Source organism: Methylobacterium fujisawaense, from assembly GCF_039619325.1.
Lineage (GTDB): Bacteria > Pseudomonadota > Alphaproteobacteria > Rhizobiales > Beijerinckiaceae > Methylobacterium > Methylobacterium fujisawaense.
Genome location: NZ_CP155000.1, coordinates 737324 through 760917, shown reverse-complemented (window position 1 = coordinate 760917; position 23594 = coordinate 737324). Strand labels below are relative to the sequence as shown.

The following is a 23594-nucleotide window of genomic DNA, read 5'->3' as shown; positions in this document are numbered from 1 at the left end:
CAGGATCTCGTGGGCCCGTCATCCGCGCGCGTCCCGGCGCACCGAACCGGTCGCCGAATCGGCGCGGGACGCCGCGAGCTTAGCCGATCGGGCCGGCCCCGCGCGAGAGCGGCGGGCCGGCCCGACGGAGTGCCTTACCGCTTCAGCGGGCCGGCCTCGATCACGTCCTCGACCGTGCGCAGGCCGGCGCGCGGGGAGTTGACGAGGCAGGCCATGTTGCCCGGCGGGTGCTGGTTCTTCCACATCTTGGTGTGGGCCTGGGGGATCTTGTCCCAGGGGAAGACCTCGCTCATGCACGGGTCGATCCGCTGGTCGAGCACGAACTGGTTCGCCGCCGAAGCCTGCTTGAGGTGGGCGAAGTGCGAGCCCTGGATGCGCTTCTGCCGCATCCAGACGTAGCGGGCGTCGAAGGTGATGTTGAAGCCGGTCGTGCCGGCGCAGAACACCACCATGCCGCCGCGCTTCACCACCAGCGCCGAGACCGGGAAGGTCGCCTCGCCGGGATGCTCGAACACGATGTCGACATCCTGCTTGCCGGTGATGTCCCAGATCGCCTTGCCGAACTTCCGCGCCTCCTTGGTCCAGGCGTGGAACTCGGGGCTGTTCACCTTCGGCAGCTGCCCCCAGCAGTCGAAGTCCTTGCGGTTGATGACGCCCTTGGCGCCGAGGCTCATCACGTAGTCGCGCTTCGACTCGTCCGAGATCACCGCGATGGCGTTGGCGCCCGACGCCGCGCAGAGCTGCACGCCGAACACGCCGAGACCGCCCGAGGCGCCCCAGATCAGCACGTTCTGGCCCGGCCGGACCGTGTGCGGCGCGTGGCCGAACAGCATGCGGTAGGCGGTGGCCAGCGTGAGCGTGTAGCAGGCCGCCTCCTCCCAGGTGAGGTGCTTCGGCCGGTGCATCAGCTGGCGCGACTGCACCCGGCAGAACTGCGCGAAGGAGCCGTCCCCGGTCTCGTAGCCCCAGATCCGCTGGGTCGGCGAGAACATCGGGTCGCCGCCGTTGCACTCCTCGTCGTCGCCGTCGTCCTGGTTGCAGTGGACGATGACCTCGTCGCCGACCTTCCAGCGCTTCACCTTGGCGCCGACCTTCCAGACGATGCCGGAGGCGTCCGAACCGGCGATGTGGTACTCGCCCTTGTGCACGTCGAAGGGCGAGATCGGTTCGCCGAGGCCGGCCCAGACGCCGTTGTAGTTCACGCCCGCGGCCATGACGTAGACCAGCACCTCGTCGTCGCCGATCTCCCAGACCGGCAGCACTTCGAGCTGGTGGGACTGTTCCGGCGGCCCGTGCCGCTCGCGCCGGATCGCCCAGGCATACATCTTGGCCGGCACATGACCCAGCGGCGGGATTTCACCCATCTCGTAGAGGTCCTTGACCTCCCCGCCCGTCGGACTGATCGCAGCGCTCGCCGCCATCTCGCTCTCCTCTCGTCCCGCGTGTTTCTCACGGCCGCGGTTCTCCATCGCGCTATAGCGGTGATGCCTGAGGCGTCCAAGTGGGCCGAAAGTCGAAACCCGATGGTTTCCGACACGAAAAAGGCGTCGGCACAGGGCGGGCAGCCACGTATTCAAAATCGGCTTTCCGGCAGACCAAGTATTATTCGCCCCTCGCCATGACGGCGCCGGTCCCGAGACCTTGCGCGGCGGCGCCACCGCGGGCCTGTGCTGCTCCCGGGCGCCCGCAAGCCTCGCCAGCTCTAAGTCATTGTTCTGACGCGTTCTCTCGCGCCAGACCAAAGGCCGCTCCTGCGAAGAACAGTTCAGGTAGACTTTATACCAGCAGCGACGATGCTGATCGGGATCGGCGCGGGACGCCATCCGTGACCGGATGGGACAGGGTCCTGCGGGGAGATCCCGCGTCGCCGCCTTCAAATCCCGCTGCTCCGGCGGGCAAGTTTTTTCATGGGCCGCGGAGGCCCGCGGGGGGCGTCTTGCACTTCCGTCCCGGATGACGCGTGCCCAAGCCTTCGCTACGGTGTCCGCAAGGCCGCGCCCAGCGCGGATACAAAGATGACACGGAGGCGAGGAATGGGCGCGAGCGTCGCCGAGACCAAGAGCGACAAGTCGAGCCGCGACAAGCCCTGGATCATCCGCACCTATGCGGGGCACTCGACCGCGGCGGAGTCCAACAAGCTCTATCGGGGCAACCTCGCCAAGGGCCAGACCGGCCTGTCGGTGGCCTTCGACCTGCCGACCCAGACCGGCTACGACCCCGACCACGAACTCTCCCGCGGCGAGGTCGGCAAGGTCGGCGTCTCGATCGCGCATCTCGGCGACATGCGGACCCTGTTCCAGGACATCCCGCTCGCCCAGATGAACACCTCGATGACCATCAACGCCACGGCCCCGTGGCTGCTGGCGCTCTACCTCGCGGTGGCCGAGGAGCAGGGGGCGCCGCTCGCCGCCCTCCAGGGCACGACCCAGAACGACATCATCAAGGAATACCTGTCGCGCGGGACCTACGTGTTCCCGCCCGCACCGTCCCTCCGGCTCACCAAGGACGTGATCCTGTTCACGACCAAGAACGTGCCGAAGTGGAACCCGATGAACGTCTGCTCCTACCACCTGCAGGAGGCGGGGGCGACGCCGGTCCAGGAGCTGTCCTACGCGCTGGCCATCGCCATCGCGGTGCTCGACACCGTGCGGGACGATCCCGAATTCGACGCCGCGAGTTTCTCCGACGTCTTCGGACGGATCTCGTTCTTCGTGAATGCAGGGCTCCGGTTCGTCACCGAGATCTGCAAGATGCGGGCGTTCTCGGAACTCTGGGACGAGATCGCCCAGGAGCGCTACGGCATCGACGACCCGAAGAAGCGCATCTTCCGGTACGGCGTGCAGGTGAACTCCCTCGGGCTCACCGAGCAGCAGCCGGAGAACAACGTCCACCGCATCCTCATCGAGATGCTGGCGGTGACGCTCTCCAAGCGCGCCCGCGCCCGCGCGGTGCAGCTGCCGGCCTGGAACGAGGCCCTCGGCCTGCCGCGCCCCTGGGACCAGCAATGGTCCATGCGGATGCAGCAGATCCTGGCCTTCGAGACCGACCTGCTGGAATACGACGACATCTTCGACGGCAGCCACGTGATCGAGGCCAAGGTCGAGGCGCTGAAGGCGCAGACCCGGGCCGAGCTGGAGCGGATCGGCGGCATCGGCGGCGCCGTCGCCGCGGTGGAGACCGGCGCGCTCAAGCGCGCGCTGGTGGAGTCGAACGCCCGGCGGATCTCGGCCATCGAGGCCGGCGAGCAGATCGTGGTCGGCGTCAACAAGTGGCAGCAGGGCGAGCCCTCGCCGCTCACCGCCGGTGAGGGGGCGATCTTCTCCGTCTCCGAGACCGTGGAGATGGAGGCCCAGACCCGCATCCGCGAATGGCGCGGTCGCCGCGACGCGAACGCGGTCGGTCAGGCCCTCGACGCCCTGGAGCAAGCGGCGCGCTCCGGCGCCAACATCATGCCCCCCTCCATCGAGGCCGCGAAGGCCGGCGTGACCACCGGCGAATGGGGCGCGCGCCTGCGGGACGTCTTCGGCGAGTACCGGGCGCCCACCGGCGTCACACTCGAGACGGTCTCCAGCGGCGCGGCCGAGGACGCCAAGCTCCTGATCGCCGATCTCGGCGAGCGCCTCGGCGAGACGCCCAAGCTCGTCGTCGGCAAGCCCGGCCTCGACGGGCACTCCAACGGCGCCGAGCAGATCGCGCTCCGCGCGCGGGATGTCGGCTTCGACGTCACCTATGACGGCATCCGCCAGACACCGGCCGAGATCGTCGCGAAGGCCAAGGAGACCGGTGCCCACGTGGTCGGCCTGTCGATCCTGTCGGGCTCCCACGTGCCGCTGGTGCGGGAGGTCCGTGCCAAGATGCGCGAGGCAGGGCTCGACCACATCCCGGTGGTGGTCGGCGGCATCATCTCGCCCGAGGATGAGCTGGTCCTCAAGAACATGGGCGTCCGCGCCGTCTACACGCCCAAGGACTACGCCATCGACCAGATCATGGTCGGGCTCGCCAAGGTCGTGGAGAAGGGCCTGGAGCGCCGGGACGGCCCATCGGACCAGCCGCGCGCGGAGGCTCAAGTCTACTGAGACGCGGCGGCATTAAAGTTGAATCGACACCTGCAATATCTCAAACAAGTTTAACCGTTTCCGCATCATGATGTCCTCGGTCCCCCCTTCGGGACCGAGGAAGAAGCGACATGCGCACCGGCATCTCGATCGCGGCCAAGCTCGGATTCTGCCTCGCCGCACTGGCTGTCCTGATCGCCGCGACGAGCGGCCTCTCCCTGACGGAACTGCGCAGCGTCAACGCCACCGCGGCGGAACTCCGCGACGTGCGCGTGCCGGCGACCGACGCGCTCGGCCGGATCGGCGTCATCATCATGCGGCAGCGGGTCAACGGCGGGCGGTTGATCACCGCCGACACGCCGGAGCTGCGGACCGAGGTCGCGGCCACGATCGCCAAGCGCGACGGACAGCTCTCCGCGCAGTTCGCCCGCTACGAGGCGCAGCCGCTCACGCAGGCTGAGCGCGACGCCTACGCGGCCCTCCGGCGCCAGCTGGACGCCTACAGGGCGTTGCAGACGGAAGCCCTGGACAAGGCTGCCTCCGGCGACGTCGCCGGTGGCCAGCGGATCTACAACACCACGATGTCGACCGGCATCAACGGGGTTCTGGCCGAATGGGACCGGCTGGTCGACCTGAACGCCGCCGGCTCGCAGGCGAGCGGCGCGCGGATCGAGGCGACCTACGCGGCCGCCAACCGGAACATGCTGGTGCTCGCCGCGCTCGCGCTGTTCGTCGCGCTGGGCGCCATGGTGCTGGTGCTGCGCGGCGTCAGCCGGCCGCTGCGGGCGATCGCGGCGGCGACCCAGCGCCTCGCCGCGGGCGACGCGGAAGTGGGGATCCCGGGCCAGGGCCGGCGGGACGAGATCGGAGCCCTGGCCGGCTCCGTGCTGGTGTTCCGCGACAACCTCGTCCGCTCGCGCGCCCTGGAGGCGGAGACGGCGCTGGCCCGCGCGGATGCCGAGACGCAGCGCCGGACCGCGACCCGTGCCATGGCCGACGCCTTCGAGCAGGCGGTGGGCGGCATCGTCGGCGGCGTGTCGGCGGCGGCCACCGAGCTGGAGGCCACCGCCCGGTCGCTGACCGGTAGCGCGTCGGATGCCGCCGGGCAGTCCGGCACCGTCGCGGTCGCCGCCAGCGAGGCCGCCGCCAACGTCAACACCGTCGCGGCGGCCGCCGAGGAACTGGGCTCGTCCGTGCAGGAGATCGGCCGTCAGGTCAGCGGCTCGGCGGAACTGGCGCGGGTCGCCGTCGCGGAGGCGACCAGCACGGTGGCGCTGGTGCACGATCTCAGCGCGGCGGCCGCGAAGGTCGGCGACGTGGTGGCGCTGATCTCTGGGATCGCCGCCCAGACCAACCTTCTGGCGCTCAACGCCACGATCGAGGCCGCCCGGGCCGGCACCGCCGGACGCGGCTTCGCGGTGGTGGCGTCCGAGGTGAAGGCGCTCGCCGAACAGACCGCCCGGGCCACCGAGGAGATCACCGGCCAGATCGGGCGGATCCAGTCCTCCACCGGGCAGGCCGCGTCGGCGATCGACGGGATCGGCCGACGGATCCGCGAGATCGACGACGTGGCCTCGAGCATCGCGGCAGCCGTGGAGCAGCAGGGTGCGGCCACCCAGGAGATCGTCCGCAACGTCGCCGAGGCAGCGGTCGGCACCGGCGCGGTGACCGGGACGATCGCGAGCCTAGCCCACTCCGCCGAAGAGACCGGTGCGGCCGCCGCCCAGGTGCTCGGGGCCGCAAGCGAGATGTCGCGCCAGTCCGAGCATCTCGGGGCCGAGGTCGCGCGCTTCCTCGCCACGGTGCGGGCGGCATAGGGCGCCCCCTGACGGTCGGGCGGCAGATCGCGTAGGACGGCGCCATTGCCGTCCGAAATGCCGTCCGAGATACCGTCCGCGATGCCGTCCGCCCTGCCCACGATCCTGCTGCTGGCGGTGCCCTTCGCCGCCGCCCTCTCGGCGGGCCTGATCCTGCGCCTGCGCCCGCTGCTGCAGCGCTACGCCCTGGCCCGGCCGAATGCCCGCTCGAGCCACACCGTGCCGACCCCGCAGGGGGGCGGAATCGCCGTGGTCACGGCGTTCGTCACGATCTCGGGCCTGCTGATCGCGGCGCCGGAGATCGGAGGCCGTCCGGACTGGATCTGGCTCGCCGGCGGCGCCCTGGCCCTGGCGCTCCTCGGTGCGGTGGACGACATCCGGCCGCTGCCGGCCGCGCTGCGGCTCGCCGTGCAGGCTCTGGTGGTCGGCCTGCTGGTCTGGCACGTGGACGGGCGCTTGCTGCCCGGGCTGCCGCTCTGGCTGGAGCGCGGCCTCGCGCTGCTGGCGGGCCTGTGGTTCGTCAACCTGACGAACTTCATGGACGGGCTCGACTGGATGACGGTGGCGGAGATCGTCCCGGTGGCGGGCGCGCTTCTGCTGTTCGGCCTCGCCGGGCGCCTGCCGCCGCTGCCGACGCTGGTTGCGGCGAGCCTCCTGGGCGCGGTGCTCGGCTTCGCGCCGTTCAACCGGCCGGTCGCAAAGCTCTTCCTCGGGGATGTCGGCTCGCTGCCGATCGGGCTCGTCACTGCCTGGCTGCTGTGCCAGCTGGCCCTGGCGGGCGGCCTCGCCGCGGCCCTGCTGCTGCCGCTCGTCTATCTCGCCGATGCCAGCCTGACCCTCGGCGCCCGGGCGGCGCGGGGCGAGCGGGTCTGGGAAGCCCATCGCGGTCACCATTACCAGCGGGCCACCGTCAACGGGCTCAGCGTCCCCGGCGTGGTGGGCCGCGTGTTGGCGGCCAATCTCGCCCTGGCGGCGCTCGCCGCCGCGACCTTGCTTTGGCCGTCCTGGCCGGTCACGCTCGCCGCCCTGGCAGCCGGGCTCGCCCTGGTCGCCGCCCTGCTCCGCCGCTTCGCCCGCGCCCCGGCGCCGGCCCCAGCCGAAGGTGCCGCTCAGCCGTGACCGGACTCATCGCGCTCACCGGGGCGACCGGCTTCATCGGCCGCCATCTGCTCGCCGACCTCACCGCGCGCGGCTACCGGGTCCGCGTGCTGCTGCGCCGGCCGACGAGCGTGCCGGAGGGCGCCGCGAGCGCTGTGGTCGGCGACCTGACGCGCCCGATCAACATGGCGGCGGCCCTCAGCGGCGTCGACGCGGTGGTGCACTCGGCGGGCCTCGCCCACGCCAACCTCGGCCCGACGCCGTCTGGCGCCCCGGAGGACGATTACCGGACGCTCAACACCGAGGCGACGCGCAAGCTCGCGGAGGCGGCGGCGCGCGCGAAGGTGCGCCGCTTCGTGTTCCTGTCCTCGATCCGCGCCCAGGTCGGGGCGAGCGCACCGGGCGTGGTCGGGGAGGGCGATCAGCCCCGGCCCACCGACGCCTACGGCCGCTCCAAGCTGGAGGCCGAGCGGGCGCTCGCCGAGACCGGGCTGGACTGGGTCGCCCTGCGCCCGGTCCTCGTCTACGGGGCGGGCGTGAAGGGCAACATGGCCGCCCTGCTGCGGCTGGCGCGCAGCCCCTATCCGCTGCCGCTGGGCGGCCTCGCGGCGCGGCGCTCGCTGATCTCCCTGGAGAGCTTGTCGGGCGCCGTGGACGCGGCGCTGGCGGCGCCCGGCCCCCTGAACCGCGCCCTCATCGCGGCCGACCCGGATCCGCTCAGCCTGCCCGAGATGATCGCGTCCCTCCGCCAGGGCCTCGGCCGCGGCCCGGGCCTCGTCCCGGTGCCGGCCGGGCTCATCAAGCTGGCCTGCCGGCTGACCGGCCGGGACGCGCAGTTCGCCCGCGTCGCCGAGGGGCTCGTCGCCCGCGCCGACGGCCTCGCGGCCCTCGGCTGGCGGCCGGCCGGGCCGACCCGCGACGGACTCGCCCGGCTGGCCCGCGACGGCGGCTGACGGCGCGGGCCAAGCTCAGCCGCCCGCGTAGATGTCGGTGATCGTACCGAGCAGCGACAGGGCGTCCGCCTTCGAGCGCTGGAAGGCGTTGCGGCCCACGATCGAGCCGAAGCCGCCGCCCGCCTGGATGGCGCGGATCTCGTCGAGGAAGGGGGCCTCCTCGGCGTGGGCACCGCCGGAGAAGATCACGATTCGCCGGCCGTTGAAGGCGCATTGCACCACGTGGCGGACGCGCTCGGCCGCGGTGCCGATCGGGATGCCGGTGGCTTCGTAGACCTTCTTGGCCGCCGGTTGCTCGATATGGGCGGTGGGCAGCTTCACCTTGATGATGTGCGCGCCGAGCTGCGCGGCGATCTGCGCCGCGTAGCCGATGACGTCGATGGCGGTCTCGCCCGCCTTCGACAGGGCCGAGCCGCGGGCGTAGGACCAGATCACCACGGCGAGCCCGACGCTCTTGGCCTCTTCGGCGATCGCCCGAATCTGGCCGTACATGGCGTTGCGGTGGGCGGAGCCCGGATAGATCGTGAAGCCGACGGCGCAGGCGCCGAGCCGCAGGGCGTCCGCCACCGAGCCGGTGATCGCCTGCTCGGGATCGTCCTCGTCGGCCAGGAGGTCGTGGTCGTTGAGCTTGAGGATCAAGGGGATGCGCCCGGCATAGTCCCGCGCCCCCGCCTCCAGGAAGCCGAGCGGCGCCGCGTAGGCGTTGCACCCCGCCGCCAGGGCCAGCTCGAAATGGTACAGCGGGTCGTAGGCCGGCGGATTCGGGCCGAAGCTCCGGGCAGGACCGTGCTCGAAACCCTGATCCACCGGCAGGATCAGCATCTTGCCGGTGCCGCCGAGCTTTCCGTGCTCCAGCATCCGGGCGAGGTTGGCGAGCGTCCCGGGGCTGTCAGCCCCGTACCACGACAGGATCTCGGTGACGCGTGGGGATCGGTCCATCGGGCAGCCTCCTGTTCGGAGACCGTCGCGCCGCATGCCCTGCGCCGTACGCCGTGCCATGCCGTGCGCGGACGGCCCGCCTTCGGAACGGGGCGGGCAAAACCGAGGTTCCCGCACGCGGCGCTTTCGGCTAACCGGATGGGGAGATGGGCGCCCGGAATCCGGTGGCTGAAAGCCCCGGGATCGGCCCAGAGATTCGCATCAGAGGTTCGCTCATGCGCAGGCTGATCCTGTTGCGGCACGCGAAGTCCGACCGTCCGCCGGGCGTGGCGGATCACGAGCGCCCGCTCAATGCCCGCGGCCGGCGGGCGGCCCCGGCGGTGGGCGCCCACCTCGCGCGGGAAGGCCTCTGCCCGGATCTCGCCCTGGTCTCGACCGCTGCACGGACGCGCGAGACCTGGGAGGCGATGGCGGCCACGCTCGGCAATCCCGAGACGCGCTGGCGGCCCGAGATCTACGAGGCGCCGGCGCAGCGGATTCTCGCGGTGATCCGGGAGGCGCCCGACACCGCCGGCACGGTGATCGTCGTCGGCCACAATCCGGGACTCGGCGACCTCGCGGCGGGGCTGGCGGGGGAGGGTCCGCGGGCGGCGCGGGACCGCCTCGCCCTGGAATTCCCGACCGCGGCCTACGCGGTGATCGACTTCGCGGGCGACCTCTGGGCCGAGGTCGCGCCGGGCCGGGGACGCCTGGAGCGGTTCGTGCGCCCGCGGGACATCGACCCGGATCTGGCCGGCTGACGCCTCAGGCGACCGGCACCGCGACGGCGTGCGCCTCGACCTCGGCGTGGCTCGGCAGGGGCGAGCCCGGCACGAAGGCCTCGAAGGCCGCCCAGAAATCCTGCCGGATCGCGTCCCGCTCGGTGAGGATCTCGTGCCGGGAATCCGGCAGGACCAGGATATGGCCGGCCTTCAGCCGGGCCGCGAAGCGCTCGGTGTCCGGCGTGCCGCAAACCGGGTCGGCCCCCGCCGCGACGATCAGGGTCGGCAGCGTGATCCGCGGCGCCGCCCGCGGGTCGCGCAGGCGTGCCATCGCGCGGAACGCCTCGGCGAGCCACGCGATCGTCGGATCGCCGACCGCGCCGGCGCCGACCTCCCGGGCCGCCGCGGCATTGCGGGCGTAGCGGACCGGATCCCGCGACAGCCTGTTGCCGGCAAAGGGGTTGGTGGCGATCGAGACCGGCTTGCCGAGCGGGATGTACCGGCTCCCGAGGCCCAGACGGTGCAGGCCCTGCGACAGCAGCGCGGCGCCGGCCGGCCAGCGGATCATCCGGATCGACAGCATCGGGGCCACGGTCACCAGCCGCCGGAACGGCAGCCAGCCGTCCAGGGCGCCCAGGAGAGCGACGCATCCGCCCATGGAATGCGCGAGGCCGACATGGGGCTCGGGCATCAGGGGCACCAGGACGGTCTCGGCCACGGCCCGCAGGTCGAGGCGGTAATCGTCGAACCGGGCGACGTGGCCCTTGTGGGGATTGTCCACCCGCCGGTCCGATTCGCCCTGGCCGCGCCAGTCGAAGGCGACGACCGCGAAGCCCCGCGCCCGCAGCTCGTGGATCGTCTCGTAGTACTTCTCGATGAACTCGGCCCGGCCCTGGAGCAGGCAGACCGTACCCCGGCAGGTCCGCGCCGTCGTCTGCCAGTAGGCCGCCCGCAGGGTGCAATCGTCGCGCGTGCCGACCGCGATCAGCGTGCCGCCCGGCGGGACCGGATTGTCGGGCGTGCTGCGCAGGGTCAGGAGCGGCGGCTCGCGCCCGGTACCACCGTCGAAGCGTCTCACTGGCCTCACCTCAGCGCGTCCGTGCACCGCCCGCTGCACCCGCGGACCGTAGCGAAAAAATTGCGATTCCTGCCATCGCCCGGGGTCTTGAAGGGCGATTTTCCCCCTCCGATATCTCGTCTGTGCCGGCCGTCAGGCGGCACGAAAGACGGGTCCGGCCCATCGGGCGGACCGGAATTGCATGTTGCTCACACGAGGATATGTCATGCGTCAGTTCGATCTCGCTCCTCTGTACCGTTCCACCGTCGGCTTCGACCGCCTGTTCTCCGCCCTCGACCAGTTCGCGAGCGCCGAGGCGGCCCCGACCTATCCGCCCTACAACATCGAGCGGACCGGCGAGAACGCCTACCGCATCACCGTCGCGGTCGCCGGCTTCACAGAGTCCGACCTGTCGATCGAGGTGCGGGAGAACGCCCTCACGCTGAAGGGCGAGCGCAAGGCCGAGGGCAAGGCGGAGTTCCTGCACCAGGGCATCGCGGCCCGCGCCTTCGAGCGCCGGTTCCAGCTCGCCGACCACGTCCAGGTGACGGGTGCCGCGCTCGAGAACGGCCTCCTCCACATCGACCTCGTCCGCGAGGTTCCGGAGGCGAAGAAGCCCCGCCGCATCGAGATCGCCACGGCGGCGCGCCCCAGCGCCCCGGTGATCGAGGGCGATGTCCGCAAGGGCGCGGTCCCGCAGGCCGCCTGATCCCGCGCCCGCGCGGAACCGTCAGGTTGATGGAGCGCCCCGGCCCCGGCCGGGGCGCTTTCTTGCGTGGGCTGTCATAATGGCGTGTGCCCTTCGTGCTCTGTGTCGGATTCGACGGTGCACGGACGCGCACCCGGAGTGAACCCGACCATGGTCGCCAATCTCGCCCGCGGAGCCTACAGCGCGCTCGGAGCCGGCTGGCACAAGGGCGTGCAATGGGGGGTCGGCGCGCCGATCGCGAAGCTGCGCCGCCGGTCGATGCCGCTCCCGGGCGTCGAGGGGGCGAACGGAATCGCCGATCTCCTCTCAGCCGAGCGGGCGATCCGCCTGCCGGAGCCGTTCGAGGGGCGCAGCCTCGGCCGCATCGGCAGCCTGGAGGTGCGGCTGGCGACGCGAAAATCCGAGATCCGGCGGGCGCAGCGGCTGCGCTACAAGGTCTTCTACGAGGAGATGTCGGCGGTGCCCTCCGGGCTCGCCGCCCTGTCCCGGCGCGACGTCGACAGCTACGACGCGGTCTGCGATCACCTCCTCGTCCTCGACCATGCCGCCCCGAAGCGGAAGAAGCCCTTCGTCGAGCCGCGTCCGAAGGTCGTCGGCACCTACCGGTTGCTGCGCGGCGCGGTGGCCGAGCGGCATACCGGCTTCTATTCCGAGAGCGAGTACGACCTCGCGCCGCTGCTGGCCGCCCAGGGGCATCGGCGGCTCCTGGAACTCGGCCGTTCCTGCGTGCTCAAGCCGTACCGGAGCAAGCGCACCGTCGAGCTGCTCTGGCAGGGGATCTACGCCTACGTCCTGCACCATAAGATCGACGCGCTGATCGGCTGCGCCAGCCTGGAGGGCACCGATCCGGACCGGCTGGCCCTGCCGCTCGCCTTCCTGCACCACCATGCCCGCGCGCCGGAGGGCTGGCGAGCCCGGGCACTGCCGAAGCGTGCCGTGGCGATGGACCGGATGCCGAAGGAGGCCGTGGACACAAAGGCCGCGCTTCACGCCCTGCCGCCGCTGATCAAGGGCTACCTGCGCCTCGGCGCGACCTTCGGCGACGGCGCGGTGATCGACCACCAGTTCGGTACGACGGACGTGTTCGTGGCGCTGCCGGTGGAGGTGATCGGGGCGCGCTACCGGGGCCATTTCGCGCCGGCCGGGTGAGGGGCCGGCGCGGCCCGAGGCCGTCATCCAGCCACCCCTCCTCATCCTGAGGTACGGGCGCGCAGTGGCCGCCTCGACGGAGACGTCCAGCCAGCCGCGCGATCCCCGGAGCCCGCCTTCGGGCCCGCTTTGCGGTCACCTCAGGATGAGGGGACTTGTCGGGAGCAACGAACCCTTCGGCCCCGTCCCTACAGATCCCCCAGCGCCAGCTGACCCTGGTTGCGTGCCTTCGGCGGCGCGGCCTTGCGTTCCTTGGCCCGCGCGGAGGCGGCGCGGGCAACGGGCGGCTTCTTGGGCTTCGGGTCGCCGCGCATCCGGGCGACCGCCTTGTCGCGGGCCACGGCCTCCGGGGCCGTGGGATCGTCGGTCAGCCACTTGCCGCGCTTGATCACCTCGTTCACGCGGCCCTGGTTGACCCCGACCTTGAAGGCGATCTCCTGCTGGGTCATGCCGGTCGTGGCGTGCAGGTCGAGGATCGCCCGGGCGAGCTCCGGGGTCATCTTCTGACCCGTCAGGCGCCGGGCGGGCTTCACCGTGCGGGTCGCGCGGTCGCGCTCGCGCAGGCGCTCCAGAAGCGCCAACGCCATGTTCATGCCGTGCTCGCGCAGGGCCTCTTCGAATTCCTTCAACGTCGCCATCGGCGCCAACCTCCGCCGGGCTCTCGGGCCGGTTACTCGCGGGGGAACGTGCCGGGAACGAAGCGGTTGCGCAAGCCGAGGGGCGAGGGGGGCCGCGCCGTGTCGGTGGACGGCGGGTGTCATCCACCGGAAATGCGCGGCCCTGGCCTCCCCCGGCGGCTCGGCGCCAGGGGCCGGAGACCAGGACGGCCGTCAGTCCGCCGACGATGATCACCCCGATCCGCAGGATCGCCTCCGACGAGGCGCCCGGCTTCCTCGTCCGGGCGCCGGAGGCGGGGGCGGCGGGCGAGCCGCGGCGCTGGCGGATCGGCGAGGATTTCAGGTCGATGGCGGAGGGGCTTATGCCGCGGCTGCCGGGCTACGCACCGCTCTCGGCGCGGCTGCTCGCGGCCCTGCGCGTCACCAAGGCCAAGCGCTCGGGATACGACCACCTGATGCGGCACCTGCACGACGCACTGAAGCGGGACGAGACCTGTCAGGCCGAGTCGCCCCAGGCCGACGTGGACTTCCAACCCGGCGAGACCTGCGGCACTTTCTCGGACCTCGTGATGCACGGGGCCATGGGCGGCCGTTCCATGCTGGAGCAGACCGCCTATCTGCCGGTCTCGGCTCAGGCCGACCCCTCTTCAAGCCCGCATCGCATCCTGGCGGCCAAGCTCGGCCGCCTCCTCCGCACCTGAGACAAGGACATCAGACCATGATCCTCGAGATCGCGCAGATCGAGATCAAGCCCGGCATGGAGGCCGAGTTCGAGGCAGGCATCACCGAAGCCTCGGCGATCTTCAAGGCGGCCAAGGGCTGCCGGGCCTTCGAGGTGCGGCGCTCCGTCGAGCATCCGCAGCGCTACCGGCTGCTGATCCACTGGGACACGCTGGAGGCCCACACCAAGGACTTCACCGGCTCGAAGCCCTGGCAGGAGTATCGCGCCCTGGTCTCCCACTGCTTCGCTGGACCGGTGGCCGTCGAGCATACCGAGCAGGTTCTGAAGGCGTTCTGAGCGCCGCCGCGCGGCGCCCCGGACGGCGCCCGCCAGAGGGGCGACGCGTTGCGGCGCGCGCCTCCGGTGCTAGGCTCCCGCATGAGCGAACCCGAAGCGAATCATCGGGGGCGCGGCAGGCGGGAACCAGGCTGGGGAACAGGCTGATGGCGCGGCTCGGACAGCTCGCGGGTGCCCTGGCGCTCCTCGGATGGATCGCGGGGCCGGCCCTCGCCCAGACCGCGCCGGCGGCCCGCACGACCGCACGGCCGGTGTCGGCCGCATCGGCGTCGTTCGCGAAGAGCTTCGTCCGGGCCGACCTCGCCAGCGCGGCGGTCCGCCTGGAGACCGCGCTGAAGGCGGAAGCCGGCGGACCGCTGCGGCCGGCCGGCCAGTTCCGCGCCGCCGGGCTGGCCCTGCTCACCGCCGACAAGCCGGACGAGGCGCTGGCGCCGCTCGCCGCCGCAGTGGCGGCCGACCCGGCCGACGCGCGCAACTGGCAGGCCTATGCCCGCGGGGCCGCGGCGGCCCTGGGCGCGCTCGAGGACAACGACTATCAGGGCCGGTCGCGCCTGCGCGGGCGGGTGACGGCCGCCGCCTACCGCGCCTACGAGCGCGCCGGCACGGCCGCCGACGCCGCGGCGTCGCTGGCCGCGCTCGGCGCCGCGGAAGCCGAGCAGGAATCCTGGCGCCCGGCGCTGGACGCCTACGCGGCGAGCCTCGTCCTGGCCGAGACCGGTTCGGTCCGGGAGACCTACGAGACCCTGCGGGCGCAGCACGGCTTCCGCATCCTCGACTACAAGGTCGATTCCGACGCGGCCGCCCCGCGGGCCTGCTTCACCTTCTCGGAGGCGATCAAGCCCAAGACCGACTACGCCCCCTTCGTCGCCGTCTCGGGCAGCACCGCGGCCGCGGTGACCGGGGAGGGCTCCCAGGTCTGCGTCGACGGGCTCAAGCACGGCGGCCGCTACGCCATCGTGGTCCGCCCCGGCCTGCCGTCGGCCGTCGGCGAGAGCCTGCTCAAGGCCGCCGATTACGAGATCTACGTCCGCGACCGCGCCCCGCAGGTGCGCTTCACCGGGCGCAACTACGTCCTGCCGCGCACGGGGCAGGCGGGCGTGCCCCTGGTCTCGGTGAACGCGCCGAAGCTCGACGTCGAGGTGCTGCGCATCGGCGACCGCAGCCTGCTGCCGACCCTGCGGTCGGAGGACTTCCTGGGCCAGCTCAGCGGGTCCACCGCCCGGACGATCGCCTCCGAGAAGGGCCAGCGCGTCTGGAAGGGCACCCTCGACACCGCCAACGCCGAGATCAATCAGGAGGCCGTCACCGCCTTCCCGGTGCTGCAGGCCGTGGGCAAGCTGGAGCCCGGCCTCTACGTGATGCTGGCCCGCCCCTCGGGCACGGCCGCCTCCGACGAGGAATACGATACGCAGGCGACCCAGTGGTTCGTGGTCTCCGACCTGGGACTCACCGCCACCAAGGGCCGGGACGGGGTCACCGTGGTCCTGCGTTCGCTGGCCTCCGCGCAGGTGATGGCGGGCGCCGAGATCCGGCTGATCGCCCGCAACAACGAGGTGCTGGGCACGCGGACCACGGATTCGCAGGGGCACGTCGCCTTCGATCCGGGTCTCGCCCGCGGGGAGGGCGGCTTGGCGCCGAGCCTCGTGGTCGCCCAGGCGGGCGGCGATTACGGCTTCCTCGACCTCAACCTCGGCGCCTTCGACCTCACCGACCGCGGCGTGAAGGGGCGGCCCGAGACCGGCGGCCTCGACGCCTACCTGTTCCCGGAGCGCGGGGTCTATCGCACAGGCGAGACCGTCCAGCTCACCGCCCTGCTGCGCGATCCCCGCGGCACCGCCGTGCCGGACCTGCCGCTGACCCTGGTGGTCAAGCGGCCGGACGGCGTCGAGTACCGGCGCGTCTCAGTGCCCGACCAGGGGCTCGGCGGCCGCGCCCTGCCGCTGCCGCTCCTGTCGGGGGCGATGCACGGCACATGGCGGGTTTCGGCCTACACGGACCCGAAGGCGCCCGCGATAGGCGAGACCAGCTTCCTCGTGGAGGATTACGTCCCCGAGCGGCTGGAGGTGACCCTCAAGGCCCGGCAGGCGGCCCTGAACCGGGGCGAGGCCGCGCAGGTCGACGTCGCCGCCCGCTACCTCTACGGCGCCCCGGGCGCCGATCTCGACGTGTCGGGCAGCGTCACCGTGCAGGCGGCCGCGACGAGCGGCATCAAGGGGCTCGAGGCCTACGCCATCGGTCTCGACGACGAGGCGGTGGAGCCGGCGACGCAGGAACTGCAGGACCACGCCACCACGAACGCGCAGGGCGGCGCCACCGTCACGGTGCCGGTGCCCCAGGTCGCGGCGCCACGGACTCTGGAGGCGAAGATCACGCTGGCGGTCGGCGAGCCCGGCGGCCGGGCCCTGTCGCGCAGCCTGACCCTGCCGATCCTCCCGGCCGGCCCGGTCCTCGCCCTGCGCAAGGGCTTCACCGACCTGAAAGAGGGCGGGGTCACGGGCTTCGACGTGGTGTTCGCGCGCCCCGACGGGGCGCTCCTCGCCCGGCCGGGCGTGAGCTGGACCCTGTCGCGGATCGATTCCTCCTACCAGTGGTATCGGGCGGACGGGCGCTGGTCGTTCGAGGCGGTCAAGTCCGCCCGGCGCGTCGCCAGCGGCACCGTCGACCTCACGGCCGCCGGTCCGAGCCGGATCGAGGCGCCGGTCGGACTCGGCCGCTATCGGCTGGAGGTCTCGGCCGCGGGTGCCCCGGAGGCGACCGCGAGCCTCGGCTTCGAGGTGGGCTGGGGCGGCTCCGAGACCGCGGAGGCGCCCGACCTCCTCGACCTGACCCTCGACAAGGCCGCCTACGCGGCTGGCGACACGCTGCGGGCCAAGCTCAGCCCGACGTTCAAGGGTCAGGCCAGCCTGATGGTCGTCAGCGACCGCGTGCACCAGACCCTGGAGGTCAGCGTGCCGGAGGGCGGCACCACGGTCAGCATCCCGGTGAAGGCCGAGTGGGGCGCCGGCGCCTACCTGGTGGCCACCGCCTACCGGCCCCTCGACCAGGCGGCCAAGCGCCTTCCGGGCCGGGCGCTGGGTCTGGCGTGGTTCTCTGTGGACCGGGAGCGGCGCAGCCTCGGGGTCGCCCTGAAGGCGCCGGAGCGGGCGCGCCCGCGCCAGGACCTGACCCTGCCGGTCCAGCTCGCGGGCCTGAGATCCGGCGCGCCGGCGCGGATCACCGTGGCCCTCGTCGATGTCGGCATCCTCAACCTGACCCGCTACGCGGCGCCGGATCCGACCCAGTACTTCCTCGGCCAGAAGGCGCTCGGGCCGGAGGTCCGCGATCTCTACGGTTACCTGATCGACGGCATGCAGGGCTCGGCCGGGGCGATCCGCTCCGGCGGCGACGCGGGCGGCGGCGAGCTCGCCGATTCCCCGCCGACCCAGGCGCCGCTGGCGCTCTATTCCGGAATCGTGACCGTGGGGCCGGACGGCGCGGCCAGCGTCACCTTCCCGATCCCGGCCTTCAACGGCACCGGCCGCGTCATGGTCACCGCCTGGAGCGGCGACCGGGTCGGGCAGGCCCAGGCCGACGTGATCATCCGCGACCCGGTCGTGCTCAGCGCCACGCTGCCGCGCTTCCTCGACACCGGCGACCGCTCGCGCCTGTTCGTGGCCCTCGACAACGTCGAGGGGCAGGCGGGCGATTACACGGTCGACCTGAGCCCGACCGGCCCGGTGGTGGTCGGCGCCAGCGCACTGCGCCAGACGCTGCGGCTGGAGGCCGGCGCCAAGGGCCAGTTCGCGATCCCGCTCACGGCCGCAGGACCGGGCACGGCCCGCCTCGACCTCGCTTTGTCGGGGCCCGGGCTCCCGTCCACCCTGAACCAGAGCTTCGCCCTGGGGATCTCGCCGGGGACCGGCGCGCTGCTGCGCCGCTCGGTGCGCAGCCTCGCCCCCGGGGCGGGGCTGACGCTGACATCGGACCTCCTCGCCGACCTGCAGCCGGGGACCGGCAGCGTTTCGCTCTCGGCCACACCCCTGCCGGGGGTCGATGTGGCGGCGCTGCTCCGGGCGCTCGACCGCTACCCCTACGGCTGCTCCGAGCAGGTGGTGAGCCGGGCGATGCCGCTGCTCTACGTCAACAAGCTCGCGGCCCTGGAGAAGCTCGCCCTCGACAACGGCGCCGACGATCGGGTGCGCGAATCGATCGAGCGCCTGCTCGCCCGCCAGGATTCGAGCGGCGATTTCGGCCTGTGGTCGGCGCAGGGGTCGAGCGATCTCTGGCTCGACGCCTACGTGACCGACTTCCTCACCCGCGCCCGCGAGCGCGGCTTCGCGGTGCCGCAGAAGGCCTTCGCCCAGGCGCTGGACTACCTGCGCAACGCCGTGGCCAACGCCACCGAGGTGCGCAACGGCGGCGCCGACCTCGCCTACGCGGCTTACGTGCTCGCCCGGAACGGCCGACCGGTGATGGGCGACCTGCGCTACCTCGCCGACACCAAGATCGGCGACTTCTCCTCCGCCCTCGGGCGGGCGCAACTCGCCGCCGCCCTGGCTCTGCTGGGCGACCGCGGACGGGCCGCCAAGACGATGGACTCGGCGCTCACCCTGCTGCGCGCCGACCGCGACAAGGGAGTCTATCGCGCCGATTACGGCTCCCGCCTGCGCGACGGGGCCGGGCTGATCACGCTCGCCGCCGAGAGCGGGCTGGCGCAGGGGGCGCTGGGCCCCGCCGCTTCCGTGCTCGGCGAGGAGCAGCAGGCCGAGCGGTCGACGAGCACGCAGGAGAATGCCTGGATGGTCCTCGCCGCCGAGAGCCTGTCGAACGAGGCGGGCGCCCTGTCGTTCACCGTGGACGGCGCCCCGCAGACCGGAATGCTGGCCCGGGTCTACCGGGAGGCGGCCCTGGCCGACCGGGGCGTTCAGCTCACCAATACCGGCCGCGCGCCTGTGCAGGTGGCCGTGACCGTCAACGGCAGCCCTCTGGTGCCGGAGCCGGCGGCGCAGCAGGGCTACACGATCGAGCGCAGCTTCCGCCGCCTCGACGGCAGCACCGTCGACCCGGCGAGTGGCCTGCGCCAGAACGACCGGCTCGTGGTGGTGCTCAAGGTCACGGAGGCCAAGGCGGAGGCGGCGCGGCTCCTGCTGGTCGATCCGCTGCCGGCGGGGCTGGAGATCGACAATCCGAAGCTGCTGGACGCCGACGCGCTCCAGGGGCTCGCCTTCGCCAAGTCGGACGTGCAGCCGGTCCACACCGAGTTCCGAGACGACCGGTTCGTGGCGGCCTACGATCGCGACCCGAGCCAGTCGGCCTTCTTCACCGTGGCCTACACGGTGCGGGCGGTCTCCCCCGGAACCTACGTCCATCCGGGCGCCACCGTGGAGGACATGTACCGGCCCGCCCGGTTCGGCCGGACCGCCTCGGGCAGCGTGACGGTCGGGGCGGCGAAGTAGGACGGATTCCGTTCGAGCGCTGCGCCCGACGGGGCTTTCCCGTCATCGCGAGCGCAGCGAAGCGACCCAGGGCGGCACGCCGTCGGTGAGCGTGGCGCTGCCCTGTATTGCTTCGCCACGCTCGCAAAGACGGGGTGCCGAGGCCATCGTCCGGGCCCGACGAGGACGCGACGGCGCAACCCGCCGGGCTGGGTCGCTGCGTTGCGGCGAGCACATGGTGCATTGCGGAACCCCCGCGATCGCCCACCCATTCCCACAGGTCCCGTTCGGAACCCGTGGAGCGATGCCCGATGCCGGACCTCGACGCGCTCGCCGGCTCCGCAGCCCGCGCGCTGGCCTACCTGCCGTGGTGGGCCGAGAGCCTGATCCTCATCGTCGCCTGCTGCGCCGTGGTGATGCCCCTGCACGGTGTCGTCTACCGGGCGATGAAGCGGGCGGTCGCGGGCAAAAGCCTGTTCTGGCGCTCGCTGGTCTCGCGCACCCGTGGGCCGAGCCGCCTCGGCCTGATCGTGGTGGCGATCAGCCTCGCCTCGACCACCGTGCATCTGTCCTGGGAGGTGCGGATCGCCCTCAACCAGATCCTGCTGGTGGCCTTCGTGACGCTGACCGGCTGGTGCTGCGCCACCGCGCTCCACATCGCCACGGTGATCTACCTCCGACGGTTCAAGCTCGACGCCGAGGACAACCTCCTGGCGCGCAAGCACTTCACGCAGATGCGCATCCTGGAGCGGGCCGGCGTGACGCTGGTGGCGCTGATCACCCTCTCGGTGGCGCTGATGACCTTCGAGCCGGTGCGCCAGTACGGGGTCAGCCTCCTGGCCTCGGCGGGCGCGGCGGGCCTCGTCCTCGGCCTCGCCATGCAGCCGGTCCTGTCGAACCTCGTGGCCGGCATCCAGATCGCCATCACCCAGCCGATCCGGATCGAGGACGCGATCATCGTCGAGAACGAGTGGGGCTGGGTGGAGGAGATCACCGCCACCTACGTGGTGGTCCGCCTCTGGGACTGGCGCCGGCTGGTCCTGCCGCTGACCTACTTCATCCAGAAGCCGTTCCAGAACTGGACCCGCGACGGCGCCTCGCTGATCGGCAGCGTGTTCGTCTACGTCGACCACCGGGCGCCCGTCGCGGCGATGCGCGAGAAGCTCGCCGAGATCGCCAGGGCCACGCCCCTGTGGGACGGCAAGGTGGTGAACCTCCAGGTCTCGGACGCGAAGGAATCGACGATCGAGATCCGGATGCTGGTGAGCGCCCGCAACGCGCCCCAGGCCTGGGACCTGCGCTGCGTGGTCCGCGAAGCGATGATCACGTGGCTCCAGGCCGAGCACCCGGAGGCCCTGCCGCGGCACCGGACGGAATGGGTCGGCGCCGAGGAGCCGGCCCTGCGCCGGGCGGAGGCGCGGCGGTTCGCGGCGTGAGGCACTGCGTTCAGTGTTGCGCGATTCCCAGCCACGCCCTCATCCTGAGGTGCCGAAGCGCAACGGAGGCCTCGAAGGCGGGCTCCAGGAATCGCAGCGGCTTCTGGAGGGCTCCTTCGAGGCGGCTTCGCCGCACCTCAGGATGAGGGCGCGGGTTGGATGTTTTCCGATGGACCGTCGCTCAGTCGTCGGCGCCGGCGTAAAAACTCTCCACGCCGATGCCCTCCTCCTGCATCAGCCGGGCGCGGGCGCGCAGCTTCTCGGTCTCGCTCTTAAGCTGGCCGCAGGCCGCCAGAATGTCCCGACCCCGGGGCGTGCGCACCGGCGAGGCGTAGCCGGCGTTGAACACGATCTCGGAGAAGCGCTCGATCCGGTCCCAGTCGGAGCACTCGTAGCGGCTGCCCGGCCAGGGATTGAACGGGATCAGGTTGATCTTGGCCGGGATGCCCTTGAGAAGGCGGACCAGCTCCCGCGCGTCCGCGTCCGAATCGTTGACGCTCTTCAGCATCACGTACTCGAAGGTGATCCGGCGAGCGTTGCTCAGGCCCGGATAGGCCCGGCAGGCGGCGAGCAGCTCGGCGATCGGGTATTTCCGGTTGAGCGGCACCAGCTCGTTCCGCAGATCGTCGCGCACGGCGTGGAGCGAGATCGCCAGCATGGCGTTGGCCTGCTCGCCGAGCCGGGGGATCTGCGGCACGACCCCCGAAGTCGAGACCGTGATCCGGCGACGCGACAGGCCGAGGCCCTCCTGGTCGGACATCACACCGACCGCGTCGACCACGGCGTCGAGATTGTAGAGGGGCTCGCCCATGCCCATGAACACGATGTTGGTCACGAGCCGGCCGACCTCGCCGGAGCCGCCGGCGTCGCGGCTCGGCATCTGGCCGGGCCAGTCGCCGAGCTCGTCCCGGGCGGTGACGAGCTGCTGCACGATCTCGGCGGCCGAGAGGTTGCGCACGAGGCGCTGCGTGCCGGTGTGGCAGAACGAGCAGGTCAGGGTGCAGCCGACCTGGGAGGACACGCAGAGCGTGCCCCGGTCCGGGCCGGGAATGTAGACGCACTCGATCTCGGCGCCGCGATTGTGCTCCTGCCGGTTGGTCGGCGCCATGCGGAGCAGCCATTTGCGGGTGCCGTCCCGGGAGACCTGCCGGCTGGCCACCTCGGGCCGCTCCAGGGTGAAGTGCTCGGCGAGCTGCGCCTTCAGCGCCTTGCCGACATTGGTCATCTCGGCAAAGTCGGACGCCCCGCGGAAATTGACCCAGTGCCAGACTTGGCCGGCGCGCATCCGGCTCTCGCGCTCGGGCACACCCATGCCGACGAGCTGCGCCTTGAGGGCGTCGCGGGTCAGGCCGACCAGCGATGGGCGGCGGCCGGGCAGCGCCTCGGGGAGGAGATCCGGCGCCTTCTCGATCGCGGCATCGGCCGCGCGGGCGCTGTCGAGCGACGGCGTCGCCATGGCGTTCAAACAATCCATACGATTGGAAAGGGTCTGATATAGGCGATCGCGCCGGCGAATGCGAATGCGCGCTGGCGACGGCTGACCCCACGGAGAGCCATGACGACCGACACGCAGGCCGGGCAGGCGATCTACAATCCGCGGACGCTGCAGATCTACGACCTCGTCGTGCTGCGCCTGTCGAACCCGCTGATCTGGCGCTGCCCCACGGCGCGGATCCTGGATCTCTACGACCGGCACGCGGGCTCGGCGCATTGCGACGTCGGGGTCGGGACCGGCTGGTATCTCGACCGGTGCCGCTTCCCAGCACCTGCGCCGCGCATCGGCCTGATGGACCTCAACGCCGACAGCCTCGCCTTCGCGGCCGACCGGATCGCGCGCTACCGGCCCGAGACCTACCGGGTCGACGTGCTCGGCGCCCCGGCCACCGGCATCGCGCCGTTCGACTCGATCGGGATGACCTACCTGCTCCACTGCCTGCCGGGCGACATCGCCGCCAAGGCGAAGGCCTTCGACACGGTGCGGCCGTGCCTGCGGGACGACGGGGTGGTGTTCGGCGCCACGATCCTGTCGGGGGGCGTCCCGACCACGGCTGCGGCGCGCGCGCTGATGCGAGTCTACAACCGAAAAGGGGTGTTCTCGAACGGCGCCGACACGCTGCCGGCCCTGCGCGCGGCCCTCGATCAGCGGTTCCGGTCGGTGGAGATCACGGTCGTCGGCTGCGTCGCCCTGTTCGTGGCGCGGGAGCCCCGCTGACCCGGCCACGGTCCGCGCACACGAAAAAGGGCGCCCGCAGGCGCCCTGATCCGTTCGGCCAGTCCCAAAAAATCAGGCAGCTGCGGTCTTCACCGGCACACCCTTCTCGGCCAGGAAGGTCTGCAGCTCGCCCGACTGGAACATCTCGCGGGTGATGTCGCAGCCGCCGACGAACTCGCCCTTCACGTAGATCTGCGGGATGGTCGGCCAGTTCGAGAAGGCCTTGATGCCCTCGCGGATGCCCTGATCGGCCAGCACGTTCACGCCCTTGAACGGCACGCCGAGGTAGTTGAGGATCTGCACCACCTGCCCCGAGAAGCCGCATTGCGGCATCTGCGGCGTGCCCTTCATGAACACCACCACGTCCTGGGAGGCGATCTCGTTCTGGATGGTCGTGTTGGCGTCGGTCATCGGATACC

At 71.8% G+C, this 23594-nt stretch carries 17 protein-coding genes and 1 pseudogene; 12 read left to right on the top strand and 6 right to left on the bottom strand.

The window, feature by feature from the left end; genetic code table 11:
* Positions 1-134: 134 nt before the first annotated feature.
* Positions 135-1421, bottom strand: coding sequence for a crotonyl-CoA carboxylase/reductase (ccrA, locus tag ABC766_RS03585; RefSeq protein WP_043347875.1), 1287 nt, complete (start codon positions 1419-1421; stop codon positions 135-137).
* Positions 1422-2033: 612 nt separating this feature from the next.
* On the opposite strand from ccrA, the gene ABC766_RS03580 reads away from it, so the two are divergent.
* The 4 genes from ABC766_RS03580 to ABC766_RS03565 all read left to right on the top strand — a co-directional run bounded on the left by ABC766_RS03580 (position 2034) and on the right by ABC766_RS03565 (position 7923).
* On the top strand, positions 2034-4076 hold the full coding sequence (locus ABC766_RS03580; protein WP_043383488.1) for a protein meaA: 2043 nt from the start codon (positions 2034-2036) through the stop codon (positions 4074-4076).
* Positions 4077-4186: 110 nt separating this feature from the next.
* Positions 4187-5872 carry a methyl-accepting chemotaxis protein gene (locus tag ABC766_RS03575; RefSeq protein ID WP_345821162.1) on the top strand — a complete coding sequence of 562 codons (1686 nt, stop codon included), beginning with the start codon at positions 4187-4189 and terminating at the stop codon, positions 5870-5872.
* 81 nt (positions 5873-5953) lie between these two features.
* On the top strand, positions 5954-6991 hold the full coding sequence (locus ABC766_RS03570) for a glycosyl transferase (protein ID WP_345821161.1): 1038 nt from the start codon (positions 5954-5956) through the stop codon (positions 6989-6991).
* Positions 6988-7923, top strand: coding sequence for an NAD-dependent epimerase/dehydratase family protein (locus ABC766_RS03565; RefSeq protein WP_345821159.1), 936 nt, complete (start codon positions 6988-6990; stop codon positions 7921-7923). The genes ABC766_RS03570 and ABC766_RS03565 overlap by 4 nt, the downstream gene beginning before the upstream one ends.
* Positions 7924-7938: 15 nt before the next feature.
* On the opposite strand, the gene ABC766_RS03560 is transcribed toward ABC766_RS03565, so the two are convergent.
* On the bottom strand, positions 7939-8862 hold the full coding sequence (locus ABC766_RS03560) for a class I fructose-bisphosphate aldolase (protein ID WP_053609180.1): 924 nt from the start codon (positions 8860-8862) through the stop codon (positions 7939-7941).
* A 215-nt stretch (positions 8863-9077) separates the two neighbouring features.
* Here ABC766_RS03560 and ABC766_RS03555 point away from each other — a divergent pair, with 215 nt between their 5' ends.
* Positions 9078-9602: a histidine phosphatase family protein gene (locus ABC766_RS03555; RefSeq protein ID WP_345821156.1), complete on the top strand. Its 525-nt coding sequence runs from the start codon at positions 9078-9080 to the stop codon at positions 9600-9602.
* A 4-nt stretch (positions 9603-9606) separates the two neighbouring features.
* On the opposite strand, the gene ABC766_RS03550 is transcribed toward ABC766_RS03555, so the two are convergent.
* Positions 9607-10641, bottom strand: coding sequence for an alpha/beta fold hydrolase (locus tag ABC766_RS03550; protein ID WP_051044692.1), 1035 nt, complete (start codon positions 10639-10641; stop codon positions 9607-9609).
* Between the two features lie 205 nt (positions 10642-10846).
* Here ABC766_RS03550 and ABC766_RS03545 point away from each other — a divergent pair, with 205 nt between their 5' ends.
* Positions 10847-11329 (top strand): Hsp20 family protein, encoded by a 483-nt coding sequence (locus tag ABC766_RS03545; RefSeq protein ID WP_345821154.1) that lies wholly within the window; start codon positions 10847-10849, stop codon positions 11327-11329.
* Positions 11330-11479: 150 nt separating this feature from the next.
* Positions 11480-12478, top strand: a complete 999-nt coding sequence (locus tag ABC766_RS03540) for a GNAT family N-acetyltransferase (protein ID WP_345822661.1) — start codon at positions 11480-11482, stop codon at positions 12476-12478.
* A 188-nt stretch (positions 12479-12666) separates the two neighbouring features.
* On the opposite strand, the gene ABC766_RS03535 is transcribed toward ABC766_RS03540, so the two are convergent.
* Positions 12667-13116: a DNA-directed RNA polymerase sigma-70 factor gene (locus ABC766_RS03535; protein WP_043347847.1), complete on the bottom strand. Its 450-nt coding sequence runs from the start codon at positions 13114-13116 to the stop codon at positions 12667-12669.
* Between the two features lie 278 nt (positions 13117-13394).
* On the opposite strand from ABC766_RS03535, the pseudogene ABC766_RS03530 reads away from it, so the two are divergent.
* The 4 genes and pseudogenes from ABC766_RS03530 to ABC766_RS03515 form a co-directional block, all read left to right on the top strand.
* Positions 13395-13796, top strand: a pseudogene (locus ABC766_RS03530) (Kdo hydroxylase family protein); the annotation flags it as partial.
* Between the two features lie 17 nt (positions 13797-13813).
* Positions 13814-14113, top strand: a complete 300-nt coding sequence (locus ABC766_RS03525; protein WP_345821153.1) for an antibiotic biosynthesis monooxygenase family protein — start codon at positions 13814-13816, stop codon at positions 14111-14113.
* Positions 14114-14259: 146 nt separating this feature from the next.
* Positions 14260-19548, top strand: coding sequence for an alpha-2-macroglobulin (locus ABC766_RS03520; protein WP_345821152.1), 5289 nt, complete (start codon positions 14260-14262; stop codon positions 19546-19548).
* A gap of 290 nt (positions 19549-19838) precedes the next feature.
* Positions 19839-20963, top strand: coding sequence for a mechanosensitive ion channel family protein (locus tag ABC766_RS03515; protein WP_075379830.1), 1125 nt, complete (start codon positions 19839-19841; stop codon positions 20961-20963).
* 181 nt (positions 20964-21144) lie between these two features.
* Here the strand turns inward: ABC766_RS03515 and rlmN are convergent, their stop codons facing one another.
* On the bottom strand, positions 21145-22419 hold the full coding sequence (rlmN, locus tag ABC766_RS03510) for a 23S rRNA (adenine(2503)-C(2))-methyltransferase RlmN (RefSeq protein ID WP_345821151.1): 1275 nt from the start codon (positions 22417-22419) through the stop codon (positions 21145-21147).
* A gap of 99 nt (positions 22420-22518) precedes the next feature.
* Here rlmN and ABC766_RS03505 point away from each other — a divergent pair, with 99 nt between their 5' ends.
* On the top strand, positions 22519-23175 hold the full coding sequence (locus ABC766_RS03505; protein ID WP_179698413.1) for a class I SAM-dependent methyltransferase: 657 nt from the start codon (positions 22519-22521) through the stop codon (positions 23173-23175).
* Positions 23176-23247: 72 nt separating this feature from the next.
* Here the strand turns inward: ABC766_RS03505 and grxD are convergent, their stop codons facing one another.
* A complete protein-coding gene (gene grxD / locus ABC766_RS03500) occupies positions 23248-23586 on the bottom strand; it encodes a Grx4 family monothiol glutaredoxin (RefSeq protein ID WP_043347809.1) in 339 nt (112 codons plus the stop codon).
* Positions 23587-23594 lie beyond the last annotated feature (8 nt).